Source organism: Nocardiopsis quinghaiensis, assembly GCF_008638365.1.
GTDB classification, from domain to species: Bacteria; Actinomycetota; Actinomycetes; order Streptosporangiales; family Streptosporangiaceae; genus Nocardiopsis; species Nocardiopsis quinghaiensis.
Window position 1 is genome coordinate 53,566 of record NZ_VWVU01000023.1, and the last position, 16,511, is coordinate 70,076.

Consider the following 16,511-nt stretch of genomic DNA (forward strand, 5'->3'; position numbering starts at 1 on the left):
AGCGTGGTGTGAACCATAATGCAACCGATCCCACACGGATGACCTGGGGCGCTTAGGCATCCCCAGGCCGGAAGAGGCATGTATGGACCGCACCGATGTGAACTGGCGGGGGTACTGGCCCGCGGCGCCCACGCCCTTCGGCACCGACGGCGCCTTCGACGAGGAAGCCTGGACGAGTCTGCTCGGGAACTACGCAGACCAAGGAGTCCACGGGGTCCTGGTCAACGGGAGCACCGGGGAGTGGTTCAGCCAGAGCCGGCAAGAGCGCGAACGCGTCGCCGCTACCGCGGTCGCGGCGGTCGCCGGACGTTTTCCCGTCGTCGTGGGAGTCAGCGCCTACACGCCGGGAGAGGCCGCGTCGCTGGCCCGGCATGCCGCTGGGATCGGAGCGGACGGCGTACTCGCCACCCCACCGCCCTACGTCCACCCCACCGCCGACGAACTCCTCGCCTTCTACACGGAGGTCTCCAGAGCCACCGACCTGCCGTTCATGGTCTACAACTGGCCCCGCGGAGTGGCCGTCGACATGGCCGCCGACCAGGGCCTGGTGCACCGCCTCTGCGACCTGGAGAACGTCGTCGCCTTCAAGGACAGCACCGGGGACTGGACGCGCATGCTCGCCACGGTCGAGTCCGTCGGTGACCGGGTGCGTGTCTTCGGCAGCTTCCTCCACCGGAGGGGACTCGCGATCCTCGGTGGGTTGGGGGGCGACGGCAACATCGACGGTGGTGGTCTCGGCGCGCCCTACGCCGTGCCCGCCTACGAAGCGGTGTTCGACGGGGACATGGCCAGGGCGGCCGAGTGGACCGACCGCTACGCCACCTTGTCCTCCGCGCTGATCACGCCCGAATACAACGGGCGGATCGCCTCCCCGATCTCCCAGCTCAAGGCAGCCATGGCCATGCTCGGCCAGCCCGGCGGCACCGTGCGGCCACCGCTCCTGCCGGTGACCTCCGCCGAAGACCTGGAGCGCGTACGCGAGGCACTCGTCGGGGCGGGACTCCTCTCTCCCGGCGGTGTCCGGTGATGGCCGACGCGGCACCGCGGGTGCCGGTGACGCTGGACGGGCGCAGGGTCCTCGTCCGCTCCGGGACCAGCGTGGCCGCCGCGCTTCTGGAGCAGGGGCACTGGAACTTTCGCGTCAACCGGGTTTCCGGCCAGGGACGCGGTCCCTACTGCGGTATGGGCGTGTGCCTGGAGTGCGAGGTGACCGTGAACGAGCGCACCCACGTCAGAGCCTGCCTGGAACGGGTGTGCGAGGGCATGCGCATCGGCACCGGGACCGCTGAGGAGGAGGGGACATGACTACGAAGACCGGACCGCCGACCGTCCACACGGCCCAAGCCGCCGTGGTCGGAGCGGGCCCCGCCGGGCTCGCGGCGGCGCTCGAACTCGCCCGCGGGGGGCTGGACGTCCTGTTGCTGGACGAGCAGCCCGAACCGGGAGGGCAGTACTACCGCCGCCCCGGCCCCGAGGTCCTGCGCACGGCGGGCGACCACCGGCCCGAAGGGGCGAACCTCATCTCCCGGGTGCGCGAGTCGGGGGTGCGCCTGCTCACCGGGCACACGGTCTGGGGAGTGGACGACGACCGCCGGACCCTTCTGGCGGTCGACCCCGACGGCACTCCCGTGCAGGTGCGGGCGGACTGGATCGTTGCGGCGACCGGGGCCTACGAAAGATCCGTTCCCTTCCCCGGATGGCAGCTTCCCGGTGTCGTCACCCCGGGCCTGGCCCAGCACATGTCCGCCGAGGGAGTCCGGCTGGGAAGGCGCACCGTCGTCGCGGGCTCGGGCCCCTTCCTCCTGCCGGTGGCCTGCGCCCTCCTGGAGAGGGGGGTGCGCGTCGTCGCCGTCGCGGAGGCGGGCAGACCCTACGCGCCCGGCGTCGCCGCCCTGGGCGCCCTGCGCTTCCCCTCCCGCCTGGTCGAACTGGCCTCCTACTTCGCGCGGCTGACACGACACGGAGTGCGGGTGCACCAGGACACCGTCGTCGCGGAGGCGCACGGCGGGGACCACGTGGAGTCGGCGACCCTCGTCAGGTTCTCCGACCCCGGCCGCGTGGTCGCCCGGCACGAGGTCGACGTCCTCTGCGTCGGCTACGGGTTCCGGCCCCAGTCCGATCTGCCACAGCTCTTCGGGTGCTCCATGGAGCGGGACCCGGTGACGGGGGACACGGTTCCCCGACTCACCCCGGTGGGACGCAGTTCCGTTCCCCACGTGTACGTCGTCGGCGAGGCGGCGGGGGTCGCGGGGGCGCCCACCGCCGTGGCCCGAGGCCGGGCCGCCGCGCTGGACATCCTCGCTGGGTGCGGCCGCGTGCCCGACCACAGGACCCGCAGGGCGGCGGCCGTGCGGATGGCGTCGCTGACGCGCTTCACCCGGCTGACCTCCGCCCTGTACCCGTCACCGGCGGACCTGGTCACCGCCCTCACACGCGAACTCCCCGGGCACACACTCGTGTGCCGGTGCGAGTGCGTCACCGCCGACACCCTGCGCGAAGCGGCCTCCGCCCCCGGCGGGTCCGACGTGCCCGCGATCAAGGGCGACACCCGGGCGGGGATGGGACTGTGCCAGGCGCGCGAGTGCGGGCCGGCCCTGGAGGCACTGCGCACGGGCGGTGCGGGGACCGGGACGGTTCCGGCCCGAGTGCCGCTGCGTCCGCTTCCCGTCACCGCGGTCCTAGGGTTCTCCGATTCCTCCAGGGAGGACTCGTGAACACCTTCGACGCGGTGGTCATCGGTGCCGGCGTTCTCGGCGCCGCCACCGCATTCGAACTCGCGCGGACGGGGATGTCCGTGCTCGTGCTGGAACGGGGCGCCCCCAACCGTGAGGGATCGGGCACCACCGCCGGCAACCTCCACATCCAGGCGGTGCACACGCGCCGTCCCGGTCAGGAGGTCCCCCTGGACAGCGAGGGCCTGCTCCCCGCGCAGAAGGCCGCGGACACCCTGTGGGCCGAGGCGGAGCACAGGCTCGAAGCGGACCTGGAGGTGCGCAGGAACGGCGGCTTCATGGTCGCCGAGACACCCGAGCAGCGAGAGGAGCTGTACACCAAGCACGTCTGGGAACAGCGTGCCGGCCTGAACACGGAGCTCCTGGACGGCGACACGGCCCGCGCGGCACTCCCGCTTCTGGGTCCGACGGTCACGGCCGCGACGTGGTGTCCCCACGACGGCTACGCCAACCCGCTCAAGGCCGCGCCCGCCTACCTGGCCGCCGCCAACCGCCTGGGAACGCGGATCAAGGCCTTCACCCCCGTCACCGGCCTGGAACGCCGGGGCTCCGGATGGAGGGTGTACACCCCCGACGGCCACCACGACGCCCCGGTGGTCATCAACACCGCCGGCCCCTGGATCAGTGAGGTGTGCGCCCTCGCGGGCGTGGACTTGCGGATGGCCCCCGTCGCCATCCAGATGCACGTCACGGCCCGGGAACGGCCCGTACTGCACCACCTCGTGCAGCACATCGGCGAGGGTCTGTCCGTCAAGCAGGTCACCGCCGGAAACCTCCTCGTCGGCGGAGGCTGGCCCGCTCTCGGCATGAACCTCCAGGGACGCAGCACCGCGAGCGTGGAAAGCCTCGCGGGCAACATGGCCCAGGCGACCCGCGTCCTCCCCTTCCTGGCCGGGCTGCGCCTGCTGCGGATGTGGGCCGGTCCGCTCGCCGCCACTCCCGACGAGATGCCGGTGATCGGGCCGGTGCCCGGACAGGCCGGCCTCTACGTGGCGGGAGGCACCTACGCCTTCACCTTCGCCCCCCTGTGGGGGGAGACGTTGAGCCGCATGGTCCGGGGAGAGCCCACCCGGATCGACGTTTCTTCCTTCGCCCCCGACCGGCTGACGGCCACCTGTGGGAGCACCGACCGCACGACCTCCGCACACACCGAGAAGGGAACAGCACCGTGCTGAACCACAACCGTCCTCGCTCCGGTTCAGGCCAGGCAGGAACAGAGCAGTCACTGTGGCTGACAGAGGCCCATGTGGTCGACGTCCTCACCGGCTCCGTCGCCCGTGACCGCAGCGTCGAGCTCCGTGACGGCCGGATCGCGCGGATCACCGCGGAGGCACCTCCGGCCGGCGCCGAGACCGTCAGCCTGGGCAGGCGCTACCTGATGCCCGGTCTGATCTCGGTGCACACCCACCTGTCGGTCCTGTACCCCTTCGACGCGGCCGACTACGGGGAGAATCCCGCGACGACCGTCATGCGCGCCGCGGCGCGGGCCAAGGACGCCCTCAACGCCGGTGTCACCACCGTGCGGACCCTCGGTGAACAGAACCGCGCCGACCTCCTCCTGAGGGACGCGGCCGCCAAGGGCTGGGCACCCGCTCCGCGCATCGTGGGCGGCGGCCAGGCGGTCTCCACCACAGGGGGCCACGGCAAGGGCGGGCTGAGCGTCTTCGCCGACGGCCACGACGAGTTCCTCAAGGCCGCCCGCGCCGAACTGGACGCCGGCGCCGACCACATCAAGATCTTCATCACGGGCGGAATCGCCCACTTCGGGGAGACCTTCAACAGCTCTCAGACCTCCAAGGAGGAGATGCGCGCCGCGGTGCGCGCGGCCCAGGAGAACGGTACCTACGTCGTGGCCCACGCCGGAGGGTCCGGAGCCATCGTGGAGGCCCTCGAATGCGGGGTCCGCGGCTTCGAACACGGCTATGACCTCGATGACGCCACCGTGGCGGAGATGGCCCGACGCCGCGCCTTCCTCACCCCCACCCTCACGGTGACACGGAGCCCGGAATGGATGCGGGCCCACGACTTCACCGAGTGGCAGATCGAACTCGCCATGAGTGTGGGACCGCAGCATCTGGAGAGCATCCGGCGGGCCGCCAAGGCACGGCGCACCGACCCCGCCGATCCCGAGTCCCCGGGCATCACCATCGTGACCGGTACCGACTACCCGCCCGGTGAACCCATGGACGGCACGGTCACCCAGGTACGGGAGATGCAGTTCCTCACCGACGCCGGACTCTCCCCATCGGAGGCCCTCCAGGCCGCCACCGTCAACGCCGCACGCCTGGTCGGTCTCGACGACCGGATCGGCCGGGTCGAACAGGGATACGCCGCCGACCTCATCGCGGTCGACGCCGATCCCACCTCCGACATCGCCGCGCTCCACGACATCCCCCTGGTCATCCAGGCGGGAGGGGTCGTGCGCAACGACCTTCCCCGAACGACCGCAGGAGGCAGGAAGTGACCGACACCAACAAGCGTCCGCTGCGTCTGGCGGTGGACATCGGCGGCACCTTCGTCGACGCACTCGCCTACGACGGGACCACGGGGGCGATCAGCCTCAACAAGGCCTCCACCACCCCCGCCGAGCCCGCCGCCGGTGTGCTGGAGGCCGTCGAGGGGCTGGCCGGGGACCTGGCGTCCGTGTCCGCCTTCGTGCACGGGACCACCCTGGGGTTGAACGCCATCCTCCAAAGGCGTGGGGCCGACGTCGGCATCATCACCAACGAGGGTTTCCGCGACCTGTTCGAGGTCGCCCGGGCGGCCATCCCGACCGAGCACATGTACAACTTCTCCTACGCTCCACCACCGGTCCTCGTGCCCAGGCGGCGTCGCCTCGGGGTCCCGGGCCGTGTCGACGCCCAGGGGCAGGTGGTGGCGGAGTTCGACGACGACGCGGTGCGCGAGGCGGGAAGGGTTCTGGTCGAGGAACACGGGCTGAGCTCCATCGCCGTGTGCTTCCTCCACTCCTATGCCAACCCCGAGCACGAGCAGAGGGCGGGCGCCGTCCTCAGGGAGGCATTCCCACACGTGTCGGTGTCGCTGTCCACGGACATCACCCGTGAGTACCGGGAGTACGAGCGCACCAGTACCGCCGTCATGGACGCCTACATCCGCCCCGTCCTCAACGACTACATCAGTGTGCTGGAGTCGCGTCTTCGGGAGAGGGGACTGTCCGACCCGCTGCACATCATGCGTTCGGGAGGCGGGGCGATGACGGCCGACCTGGCCCGAACCGCTCCCCTGACCACGGTTCTGTCCGGTCCGGCCGGAGGCGTGGTGGGAGCCGGCTACCTCGCCTCGGAGTTGGGTATCGAACACCTGCTGTCCTTCGACGTGGGCGGCACGAGCATCGACTCGTGCGTGATCGTGGACGGAGAACCCGGTGAGGTCCACGAGGCGAGCATCGACAGCTTCCCGCTGCTCATCCCCATCTTCGACCTGCGCACCATCGGCGCCGGAGGCGGCTCCATCGCCTGGGTCGACGACGGCCTGCTCCGGGTGGGACCGCACAGTGCGGGGGCCGTGCCCGGTCCGGTCGCCTATGGCCAAGGCGGAACGGAACCCACCGTCACCGACGCGGCCCTGACTCTGGGTTACCTCGACGCCCGCGAGTTCCTGGGCGGCAAGATGGACGTCGATCCCGTCGCGGCGGCCGACGCCGTCCGCGACCGGCTCGCCGAGCCCCTGGGAGTGGACACGGCCGAAGCGGCCGCGAGTGTCTTCCGGGTCATGATGGCCCGTTCGGTCGGCGCGCTACGGGAGATCACGGTGGAGCGCGGTCTGGACCCGCGCGAGTTCACCCTGCTCGCCTTCGGCGGGGCCGGTCCCATGCTCGGTCCCATGCTGGCACGTGAGATGGGCATCGCCACGACGATCGTGCCGCGCGTACCGGCGGCCTTCTCCGCCTTCGGCATGCTGATGTCGGACCTGGAGTACGAGTTCTCCAGCACGGTCCTGCGTTCTCTCGACGGGGAGAGCCTGGCGGGGCTGGAACCGCTCTTCGCCGACCTGGAGGAACAGGCGCGTTCGGTACTGGCCGAGCAGGGTGTCAGCGGGGAGCAGGGCCGACTGGTGCGGAGGGTGGACGTGCGCTACCGGGGCCAGGAGCACACCCTCGGCATCGACCTGGAACCGCACGACGGCGCCACCACCGTGCTGGACCGGTTCCACGAGCTCCACCGCTCCCGCTACGGGCACGCCATGGACGAACCCTGCGAGGTCATGACCCTGCGCGTGCGAGCGGTGGGGAGCCTGCCCAAGCCCGCCCTCGCACGTGAGGAGCCGGCCGACGGTCCGGCCGGGGCCGTCGGTTCGCGCAAGGCCTTCGACCTGGCGGTCGGGGCCCTGGCGGAGTTCCCCGTCTACCGGCGGGAGGACCTGGCGCCCGGTCATCGCGTCCCGGGCCCGGCCATCGTCGAGGAGGGGACCGCCACCACCGTCCTGTTCGGGGACCAGGTCCTCACCATCGACGCCTACGGCCACCTGCTGGTCAACGCCGCCCAAGGCGGCACGGAGGAAACCACCCGGGAGGAGCACTCGTGAGTGCCACCAGAGCACCGTTGGACGGTGCGACAGTCGAGGTCATCCGCAACTACGTCCACTCCGTCGCCGAGCAGATGCGTCGTACCCTCGTTCGGTCGGCCTTCAACCCGGTCATCTACGACGTTCTGGACTTCGGGATCTCCCTCTACGACTCCAAGCACCAGCTCATGGCCGAGGCCGCCGGTATCACCCACTTCCTGGGCGCCAACGACCACGCCCTGGTCAAGCTGGTGGAGTACGTGGGAGACGGGGCCATGGAGCCCGGCGACGTCTACCTCATGAACTACCCCTACTGGAGCGGCGCCCACTCCTACGACGCCATGCTGTGCGCCCCCGTCTTCCGGGACGGAGAAGAGGGGCCCGCCGCCTATCTCGCCGTGCGGGCGCACTGGATGGACCTGGGTGCGAAGGAGGCCGGGTACGTCCTCGACTCCACAGACATGCACCAGGAAGGCCTCATCTTCCCGGGAACCAAGATCGTCTCCGGGGGAGAGGTGATCCGGGACATCCTGGAGCTGATCCGCTTCAACTCCAGGCTGCCCGATGCCACCATCGGGGACTTCCACGCCCAACTCGCCGCGCTGCGTACGGGCGAGGAGCGCCTGCGCCAGGTGTGGGACAAGTTCGGCGGCCAGATCGTCGAACAGGCCATCGACCAGGTCATCGAGCACGGAGAACGTGTCGCCCGCCGTGCCGTCGCGGCACTCCCGGACGGGACGTGGAGCGCGGTCGACTACGTCGACGACGACTACGTCACCGATGACCTGATCCGCATCGCCGTCGAGGTCACCATCGACGGCGACGAGATGACGGTCGACTTCAACGGTTCGTCCGGCACCGTGGCCGGCCCCGTGAACCTGCCCATCGGTTCGACCCTCGGTCTCGCCAAGGCCGCCTTCAAGGGCCTGACCACCAGGGACGAGGCGACCAACGCGGGCCACTTCCGCCCCCTGAAGGTCGTCGCCGACCCGGGCAACTTCTTCCACGCCCTCTACCCTTCGGCGACCTTCACCCAGTGGAGCGCCATCGTCGCCTTCGAACTGGTCTACAAGGCCCTGGCCCAGGTCATCGACACGCTTCCGGCCTCCAGCGGTGGCGACGAACCCGGATTCATGGCCCTGGGCAACGACCCCCGCACCGGTCGCGACTACGTGGTCAGCAACAACGAGGGCATCGGTTGGGGCGCGACCAGGGACCACGACGGGGGCACGGCCCAGCAGCACCCCTCGCAGACCACCGTGCGCAACACACCCATCGAGGTCCTCGAACACAAGGCCGCGCTCTTCCACGAGAAGGTGGAACTCATCCCCGACTCCGGTGGGCCCGGACGCCACCGCGGCGGACTGGGCGTGGAGCGGGTGGTGCGTTACATGGCCCCCGGCGAGGTCCTGTCCATGAAGAAGAAGAGCAAGACCCGTCCCTGGGCCCTGTACGGGGGCCATGAGCCCGAGCCCAGCCACATGGACCTGTGGCCCGGCACGGACCAGGAGAAGAGGGTCGGCATGTACCGGGCCTGGATGGAGGGCGGCGAGCGCTTCGCCAACCGCACCGCCGGAGGCGGCGGATACGGGCACCCCTTCGAACGCGCCCCCGAGGCGGTGGCCGCCGACGTGCTCAACAGTTACGTCACGACCCAGGCCGCACGCGAACACTACGGACTGCTGGTCGCCAAGGACGGAACGTGGCAGTCCACGCCCGAGCGGTCGGCACACACCAGGTCGGAATCCGGGGACTGAACCCCCGGGTCGGACCGCGCCATGAGTCATCAGTGGAGAGGCGGCCTCCGCCTCCCCACGGATGAACCCACAGCGGAACGGACGCGGAAGTCCCGTCGTCGTACCGCGATCGTTGCCCAAGCCCCACGGACAGACCCGCGCCCTCGAAGCGCGCACCGTCGGGGCGCGTGGCGGACCGGAAGGACCGCCACAAGAGAAGGGTAGGTAAACCCCAGTGCGACACACCCACAGTCGGCCCGGCCGACGACAGGCACATCGTTCGGACAGTTCCACCGCGTACACCGTCACCGCCGGTGCGGTCGTACTCGCGGCCTCCCTCCTTCTGGCCGCATGCGGTACGGGGGGTGGGAACGGAGCCTCCGACGCCCGGGCGAACTCCCTGGTCATCGCCGAGAACGAGGCTCCGGCGACCTTCGACCCGATCCAGGCCGACAACTCCACCGTCAACGAGGTCTCGCGTCCGGCCTATGACGCCCTGGTGCGCTTCGAAGGGAACGAACTCGTTCCTTTCGTGGCCACCGAGTGGACGGTGTCCGAGGACGGCACCACCATCGACATGACACTGCGCGACGACGTGGTCTTCCACGACGGTTCCACACTCACCGCCGACGACGTGGTCTACACCCTCGACCGCGTCAAGCGCCTACAGATCGGCGTCGCCTCCTTCTTCGCCTCCTACGAGTCGGCCGAAGCGGTCGGCGAGACCGGCCTCACCATCACCCTTTCCGAGCCCTACGCACCCTTCATGTCGGCGCTGAGCCGCGTGTACCTGCTCAACGCCGACCTGGTGGAGGAGAACGCGGGCGAGGACGACGGACAGCAGTGGCTGTCCTCCAACGACGCCGGCTCCGGTCCCTACAGCCTCACGGGGTACACCCCCAACCAGGAGGCCACCTACGAGCTCTTCGCCGACTACTGGGGCGGGACCGACGGGCACACGGAGAACGTCGTCTTCCGCTACCTCTCCGAGGCCTCCACGCAGGCCACCGCCCTACGGCAGGGCGAGATCGACATCGCCATGGACATCTCCCCCCAGGACTGGGAAACCATGGAGACCGAGGGTTACACCGTCGACCGGGCCGACACCAACGTCCAGCTCTACGCCCTCTTCGACATGACCGGTAAGGGAGAGACCGAGGAGAGGGCGCTGCGTGAGGCCATCGCCCACTCCTACGACTACGACCAGCACCTGGAAAGCATCCTCATGGGTGCCGGGGAGCTCGCCCAGGGAGTCGTTCCCAGCGGGATGGCCTGCCACGACCCCGGTGTCCTGCAGCCTTCCTACGACCCCGACCACGCGCGGACGATCATCGAGGAGGAAGGGCTCGAAGGCACGTCGCTCACCATGACCTACCTCGAGGCCACGGCCGAGATGGAGCAGGCCGCCACACTCCTGCAGTCCAACCTCGCCGATGTGGGTATCGACCTGACCCTGCAGGCCATCACCTACCCGCAGTACATCGAGATCGCCTCGGACCCGGAGAGCATTCCGGACCTGGGCATGATCTACACCTTCCCCGCCTTCCCGGACACAGACGCCGTGCTCTACCAGAGCTTCCACTCGACCAACATCGGCGGAGGACTCAACTTCGGGGGCTACTCCGACGGGGAGGTCGACGAACTCGTCGAAGAGGGTCAGCGCAGTACCGACCCCGACGAGAGGTGTGAGGCCTATACCCAGGCACAGAACATCATCGCCGAGGACTACGCGGCCATGGTCCTGTCCAACCCGCAGTACGTCACCGTGATCGGCGAGGGGGTCTCGGGCTACGCCTACGACCCGGCTCACCACCAGACCGTGGACGTCTACGGCATCACCAAGGGCTGACGCCAGCCACGGGCGGCGTCGGCAGGTCCGACGCCGCCTCCCCCCACAGAACCACCACCCGGAAGGGGAGGCACGGTGCTCTCGTTCATCGCCCAGAGACTGGGCATGATGATCCTGGTCCTGGCTGGCCTCATCACCGTCACGTTTCTCATGACCCAGGTCCTGCCGGGCGATCCGGCACGTGCGGCGGCCGGCCGCAACGCCACCGTGGAGCAGGTCGACGCCGCGCGCGAGCGCCTGGGTCTCGACCAACCGGTCCACGAGCAGTACGTCTCCTATGTCAGCCGTGTCGCCCAAGGCGACCTGGGGACCTCGGTCTTCACCCAACGTCCCGTCATCGAAGACATCGCCCAGGTCCTCCCCTCGTCGGTGGAACTCGTCCTGGCCGCGATGCTGATCAACGTCGCCGTCGCGCTTCCGCTCGGTGTGGTCTCCGCCTACCGCAGGGGCAAAGGGGCCGATCTCTCCGCGCGCCTGGTCGCGCTGCTCGGCGCCGCCGTCCCGGTCTTCTGGCTGGGCCTGATCCTCCAGGCCTTCCTGTCCGCGCGCTGGGGCCTGTTCCCGCTCACCGGACATCTGGGTTTCGGCAGCAGTGTCCCCACAGTGACGGGGATGACCACCGTCGACGCGCTGCTGGCCGGGGACCCGTCCACCTTCGGTGAAGCGATAAGCCACCTGGTCCTGCCCGCGATCACACTCGCGGCTGCCTACATCGCGGTGGTCACACGCACGCTCCGCTCGACCATGATCGGAGCTCTGGACGCCGACTACATCACCCTGGCGCGGGCGACCGGCGCCTCCGAATGGCGCGTGGTCATCTCCCACGGTCTGCGTAACGCCCTGGTGCCTACCAGCACCATCCTCGGCATGCAGCTCGGCTGGATGCTGGGATCCACCGTGCTGGTGGAGTCCATCTTCGGCCGCGTGGGTGTGGGCGCCTACTCCGTCACCGCCGTGTTGCAGAACGACCTGTACGCCGTCATCGGCGCCGTCCTGGTCATCGGCGTCGTCTTCATCCTCGCCAACTTCGTCGTCGACCTGCTCCAACTGTGGCTCAACCCCCGCCTGCGCAAGGGGAAGCGCCGCGAACGCGCAGGCGCGGACGAGTCCGCCGCGGAGGCCTCCGACCTCGCCGGGGAGCGCACATGAGCACCACGACCCCAGTACCCACACGTTCCGCGGGGCTGCGGAACCTCCTGACCCGCAAGGGTGGGAACAAGCAGGGGCACACCACCTTCGTCGACAGGGCCGCCCTGGGTGTGGCCGGCCTGATGGTCCTCCTCGCGCTGGTGGGTCCCTACCTGGCTCCGATGGACCCCTACGCCGTGGACCTGGCCAAGTCCCTCACCCCACCGGGCTCAGAGCACTGGATGGGGACCGACGCCAACGGCCGGGACATCCTCAGCCGCGTCCTCGCGGGCGGGCGGACCACGATCCTGGCCACCGTCGCCGTGATCGCCGTGGCCACCGTGATCGGCACACTGATCGGTACGGCAGCCGCTCTGGGAGGTCGGATCGTCGATGAGATCCTCATGCGGATCTGTGACGTGGGGCTGTCCCTGCCCGCGATCGTGGTGGCCCTGGGGCTGGCGGCGGCCATGGGACCCAGCCTCCAGTCCGCCGTGATCGCCCTGGCGGCCACCTGGTGGCCGGGCTACGCCCGGCTGGTGCGAACGCTGGTCCGCGAAACACGCGACGCCGAGTTCGTCGAATCCGCGCGCGTCCTGGGAGTGTCACGCACAAGACTGGTCCTGCGCCACGTGCTGCCCAACTCCCTGAGCGCGCTCTACGTCCAGACCACCCTTGACGTGTCGGCCGTCATGCTCGTCATCTCCGGTCTTTCCTTCGTTGGTGTCGGAGCCCAGGTTCCCGCCTCCGAATGGGGCGCGATGATCGCCGCCTCACGCGACACGGCCATCACCGCATGGTGGACGGTGCTCTTTCCTGGGCTGGCCATCGCGCTGACCGCGATCGCCTTCAACCTGGTCGGTGACTGGCTACGTGTGCGCACCGACCCCACCCTGAGAACGGGAGGACGCTGATGAGCGGGCACCCCACGCAAGGAACGCCCCTGCTGCGTATCCAGGACCTGTGCGTGTCCTACCCGACACCGGACGGCCTCAAGGAAGTGGTGCGGGGAGTCGACCTCTCGGTCTCCCGAGGCGAGAGGGTCGCACTGGTCGGTGAGTCCGGGTCCGGCAAGTCCGTCACCGCCCGATCGGTTCTGCGCCTGGACTCCGAGGCCAGGACCAGCGGCCGTGTCCTCATCGACGGCCAGGACGTTCTGGAGATGAATTCCAAGGAGGTGCGCCGCGTGCGCGGCGCACGTGCCGGGCTCGTCTTCCAGGACCCGCTCGCCTCGCTCAACCCGGTCAAGACCGTGGGCTGGCAGATCACCCAGCCACTGCGGATCCGAGGGATGGGGCGCCGCGAGGCTCGGCGGCGCGCCGTCGACCTTCTGGGGCGGCTCGGTGTCGCCGACCCCGCGCGACGCTTCGACGACTATCCCCACCAGTTCTCCGGAGGCATGCGCCAACGTGTGGTGATCGCCATCGCGGTCATCGCCGAACCCCAGGTCCTCATCGCGGACGAGCCCACCACGGCACTGGACGTACAGGTCCAGGCCCAGGTGCTCGAACTCCTGGGCGAACTGGCCCAGGAGAAGGACATGGCGGTCCTGCTCATCACCCACGACCTCGGCATCGTCGCCGGATTCGCTCAGCGGGTCGCCGTGATGCGCGACGGAAAGCTGGTGGAAGAAGGAGACGTGGACCGGGTCTACGCCTCGCCCCGTCATCCCTACACCCGTGCCCTGCTCGACGCGGTTCCCCGCATCGGCGACCAGCCCGGAAGGAGGCTGGGCACGGCCGCGGCCACGGCCGATCCCGTCTCCGTGTCACCCGAGGGAGAAGAGCTGTGAACACCGCCGAGGAGACTCCGCTCCTGGAGGCCCGCAACCTGGTCAAGACTTTCTCCGGACGGTCGGGGACACGCGCGGTGAACGACGTGTCCTTCACCGTGCGCAGAGGAGAGGCACTGGGGCTCGTCGGTGAGTCGGGCTCGGGCAAGTCCACGACCGCGCGCTGTGTGGCCGGTCTTCTGCACCCCGACTCCGGGCAGGTCCTGATCGCGGGCCAGGACGTCACACGCGCCCGGGGAAGGGCTCTGCGCGCCACCCGGCGCCGGATCCAGATGGTCTTCCAGGACCCCTACTCCTCCCTCAACCCGCGCATGACCGTGGCCGATCTGGTCGGCGAGGGTATGTACGTCCACGGCATCGAACCCGACCGGGTACGCCGCAGGGACCGGACCGTCGAGCTCCTGGAAACAGTGGGTATGGGATCCGAACACCTGGACCGCTACCCGCGTTCCTTCTCCGGGGGACAGCGCCAGCGCATCGCCATCGCCCGAGCCCTGGCGGTCGGCCCCGACCTGCTCATCTGCGACGAGCCCGTCGCTTCGCTGGACGTCTCCGTGCAGGCCCAGGTCCTCAACCTGTTCGGCGACCTGCGGGAGAAACTCGGCCTGTCCCTGCTCTTCATCGCCCACGACCTCGCCGTCGTCCACCATCTGTGCGGACGTGTCGCGGTGATGAACTCCGGCCGCGTGGTCGAACAGGGTGACCGGGAACAGGTCTACACCTCGCCCCGTCATCCCTACACCCGTGCCCTGCTCGACGCCGTGCCCGTCCCCGACCCGGCCGCGGAGCGCGCCCGGGCCGCCGGACGCGGCGCCGTACACACACAGAACCACCATGAGGAGAAGCGATGACCACAGTTCGCATGTTCGTCAACGGTCAGGCCATGTCGGGCGGAGATATCAGCCACGCCCTGGAGGGAGCCCGTTTCCTGGGCCCGGCGAAGACCGCGCCGCGCTATCGCTTCTATTCGGTACGCGACGAGTTTCCCGGCCTGCACCCGGTGGAGGAGAACGGCCGCTCCGTCCCCGGTGAGCTGTACGAGGTGGAGTACGCCCAGTTGCGCGAGCGCCTACTCCCCGCGGAACCCGAAGAGCTGGAACTGAGCGTCATCGAGATGGCCGACGGGTCGGGTTCGTTGGCGATGTGCATGCGCGCCCGCGCCCTGACGCTGCCGGAGGTGTCCGACATCAGCGAACAGGGTGGCTGGCGCGCCTACCTGGCCGAGAAGGGGTCGGTTTGAGCACCGTCGACCTGGTGGTACGGGGAGGCACGGTCGTCAACGCCGGCTGGCAGGGCGAGGCCGACGTGTTCGTCGCCGAAGGCAGGATCGCGGCGCTCGTCACGCCCGGCGTCCCCGTGCCGAGCGGTTCCCACCCCGAGGAGATCGACGCCACCGGCCTCCTCGTCATGCCGGGCGGTGTCGACCCGCACTGCCACGTCGGGTTCACCTCGGGCGAGTTCACCTCCTTGGACGACTATTCGCAGTGCACCACCGCGGCGGTCCTCGGCGGCACCACCACCATCGTGGACTTCGCCATCCCCCGCCCCGGGCAGAGCCCACTGGACGCGGTGGAACAGCGCCGGGCCGCCGCAGCTGAAGGCCTGTGCGACAGCGCGCTGCACGGATGCGTCGTGGAGTGGGACGACACCACGGCCGACCAACTGCACGAGATGGCCGCGCTCGGGGTCAACACGATCAAGATGTTCACCACCTATCGCGGCGAGACCATGGCCGACGAGCACACGGTCCTGAGAACGATGAAGGCCATGCGGGCCACCGGCGGCATGGTGGTGATCCACTGCGAGGCCGACCACATCATCGACGAGGCCCAACAGGTGTGCGGCGCACGAGGCGAGGCAGGGGCCGAACACATGGCGGCCACCCGCCCCGAACTCGCCGAGACGGCCTCGGTCGCCGAGGTCCTGGCGATCGCCGAGTCGGTCGGCGCACCCGTGTACTTCGTCCACCAATCGACCGCCGAAGCCGTCGAACTGGTGGCGGCGGCTCGGCGACGAGGTCAGAGCGCCTACAGCGAGGCGGTCGCCCACCACCTCGTACTGGACGAGAGCGTTTACACGGGCGAGCACCCCGAGCGGTTCGTCTGCTGTCCGCCGCTGCGCTCCCGAGAAGCCGTCAACAACCTGAGCAGGCACCTGTTCACCGGCGAGATCTCCACGGTGGGCAGCGACCACTGCTGCTACGACACCGGACAGAAGGAGGAGTACCGCCACGACGTACGCGCCATGCCCAACGGGCTCCCGGGGGTCGAGACCCGCCTCCCGGTGGTGTACTCGTCCTACGTGGAGGGGCGGGGTCTGCCGGTCACCCGCTTCGTGGAGTTGGCCGCCGCCAATCCCGCGCGGCTCAACGGGCTCTACCCCCGCAAGGGTGTGTTGTCGCCGGGATCGGACGCCGACATCGTCCTGTGGGACCCGGCCGCCCGCTGGACGGTGCGCTCACAGGACCTGCACATGGCCACCGACTACACCCCCTACGAGGGGATGGAGATGACCGGTCGGCCCCGGACGGTCCTGGTGGGAGGCCGCGTCGTGGTCCGAGACGGTGAACTGGTCGATGCCCGGCCCGGCGGACGCAGCGTCCCCTCGGGCCCGGTAGAAACGTTCTGCTGAGACACCCGGTCGCGACCGCGATCGCCGTGGCCCAGCACGGTACGATACGCCCTTCCACATCGTGGAGTGCCCCGGTGATCAGGCTGTGTCGGCGTAGGGGCGGGGACGTCTGCGGGCCC

At 69.6% G+C, this 16,511-nt stretch carries 14 protein-coding genes; all 14 read left to right on the plus strand.

Features of this window, described 5'->3' with window-relative positions; all coding sequences use genetic code 11:
- Positions 1-82: 82 nt before the first annotated feature.
- Complete coding sequence (locus FYX01_RS21170; protein WP_150244081.1) at positions 83-1,027, plus strand: dihydrodipicolinate synthase family protein; 945 nt, start codon at positions 83-85, stop codon at positions 1,025-1,027.
- Positions 1,027-1,305, plus strand: a complete 279-nt coding sequence (locus FYX01_RS21175) for a (2Fe-2S)-binding protein (RefSeq protein WP_150244083.1) — start codon at positions 1,027-1,029, stop codon at positions 1,303-1,305. Before FYX01_RS21170 ends, FYX01_RS21175 begins: the two co-directional genes overlap by 1 nt.
- The gene (locus FYX01_RS21180) at positions 1,302-2,714 is read left to right on the plus strand and encodes an FAD/NAD(P)-dependent oxidoreductase (RefSeq protein WP_150244085.1); all 1,413 of its coding nucleotides are present in this window, start codon (positions 1,302-1,304) and stop codon (positions 2,712-2,714) included. Before FYX01_RS21175 ends, FYX01_RS21180 begins: the two co-directional genes overlap by 4 nt.
- Positions 2,711-3,907: an NAD(P)/FAD-dependent oxidoreductase gene (locus FYX01_RS21185; RefSeq protein WP_150244087.1), complete on the plus strand. Its 1,197-nt coding sequence runs from the start codon at positions 2,711-2,713 to the stop codon at positions 3,905-3,907. The genes FYX01_RS21180 and FYX01_RS21185 overlap by 4 nt, the downstream gene beginning before the upstream one ends.
- Positions 3,901-5,196 (plus strand): metal-dependent hydrolase family protein, encoded by a 1,296-nt coding sequence (locus tag FYX01_RS21190; protein WP_150244089.1) that lies wholly within the window; start codon positions 3,901-3,903, stop codon positions 5,194-5,196. The genes FYX01_RS21185 and FYX01_RS21190 overlap by 7 nt, the downstream gene beginning before the upstream one ends.
- The gene (locus FYX01_RS21195) at positions 5,193-7,277 is read left to right on the plus strand and encodes a hydantoinase/oxoprolinase family protein (protein ID WP_150244092.1); all 2,085 of its coding nucleotides are present in this window, start codon (positions 5,193-5,195) and stop codon (positions 7,275-7,277) included. The genes FYX01_RS21190 and FYX01_RS21195 overlap by 4 nt, the downstream gene beginning before the upstream one ends.
- Positions 7,274-9,013, plus strand: coding sequence for a hydantoinase B/oxoprolinase family protein (locus FYX01_RS21200; protein WP_190394422.1), 1,740 nt, complete (start codon positions 7,274-7,276; stop codon positions 9,011-9,013). The genes FYX01_RS21195 and FYX01_RS21200 overlap by 4 nt, the downstream gene beginning before the upstream one ends.
- 214 nt (positions 9,014-9,227) lie before the next feature.
- The gene (locus FYX01_RS21205; protein WP_150244094.1) at positions 9,228-10,841 is read left to right on the plus strand and encodes an ABC transporter substrate-binding protein; all 1,614 of its coding nucleotides are present in this window, start codon (positions 9,228-9,230) and stop codon (positions 10,839-10,841) included.
- A gap of 75 nt (positions 10,842-10,916) precedes the next feature.
- Positions 10,917-11,990 (plus strand): ABC transporter permease, encoded by a 1,074-nt coding sequence (locus tag FYX01_RS21210; RefSeq protein ID WP_150244096.1) that lies wholly within the window; start codon positions 10,917-10,919, stop codon positions 11,988-11,990.
- Complete coding sequence (locus FYX01_RS21215) at positions 11,987-12,883, plus strand: ABC transporter permease (protein ID WP_150244097.1); 897 nt, start codon at positions 11,987-11,989, stop codon at positions 12,881-12,883. Before FYX01_RS21210 ends, FYX01_RS21215 begins: the two co-directional genes overlap by 4 nt.
- Entirely contained in the window at positions 12,883-13,761 is an 879-nt protein-coding gene (locus tag FYX01_RS21220; protein WP_150244099.1) for an ABC transporter ATP-binding protein, read from the plus strand. The genes FYX01_RS21215 and FYX01_RS21220 overlap by 1 nt, the downstream gene beginning before the upstream one ends.
- Complete coding sequence (locus FYX01_RS21225; protein WP_150244101.1) at positions 13,758-14,612, plus strand: ABC transporter ATP-binding protein; 855 nt, start codon at positions 13,758-13,760, stop codon at positions 14,610-14,612. The genes FYX01_RS21220 and FYX01_RS21225 overlap by 4 nt, the downstream gene beginning before the upstream one ends.
- The gene (locus FYX01_RS21230) at positions 14,609-15,001 is read left to right on the plus strand and encodes an allophanate hydrolase-related protein (RefSeq protein ID WP_150244103.1); all 393 of its coding nucleotides are present in this window, start codon (positions 14,609-14,611) and stop codon (positions 14,999-15,001) included. Before FYX01_RS21225 ends, FYX01_RS21230 begins: the two co-directional genes overlap by 4 nt.
- Positions 14,998-16,392 carry a dihydropyrimidinase gene (hydA, locus tag FYX01_RS21235; RefSeq protein WP_190394423.1) on the plus strand — a complete coding sequence of 465 codons (1,395 nt, stop codon included), beginning with the start codon at positions 14,998-15,000 and terminating at the stop codon, positions 16,390-16,392. Before FYX01_RS21230 ends, hydA begins: the two co-directional genes overlap by 4 nt.
- Positions 16,393-16,511: the final 119 nt, after the last annotated feature.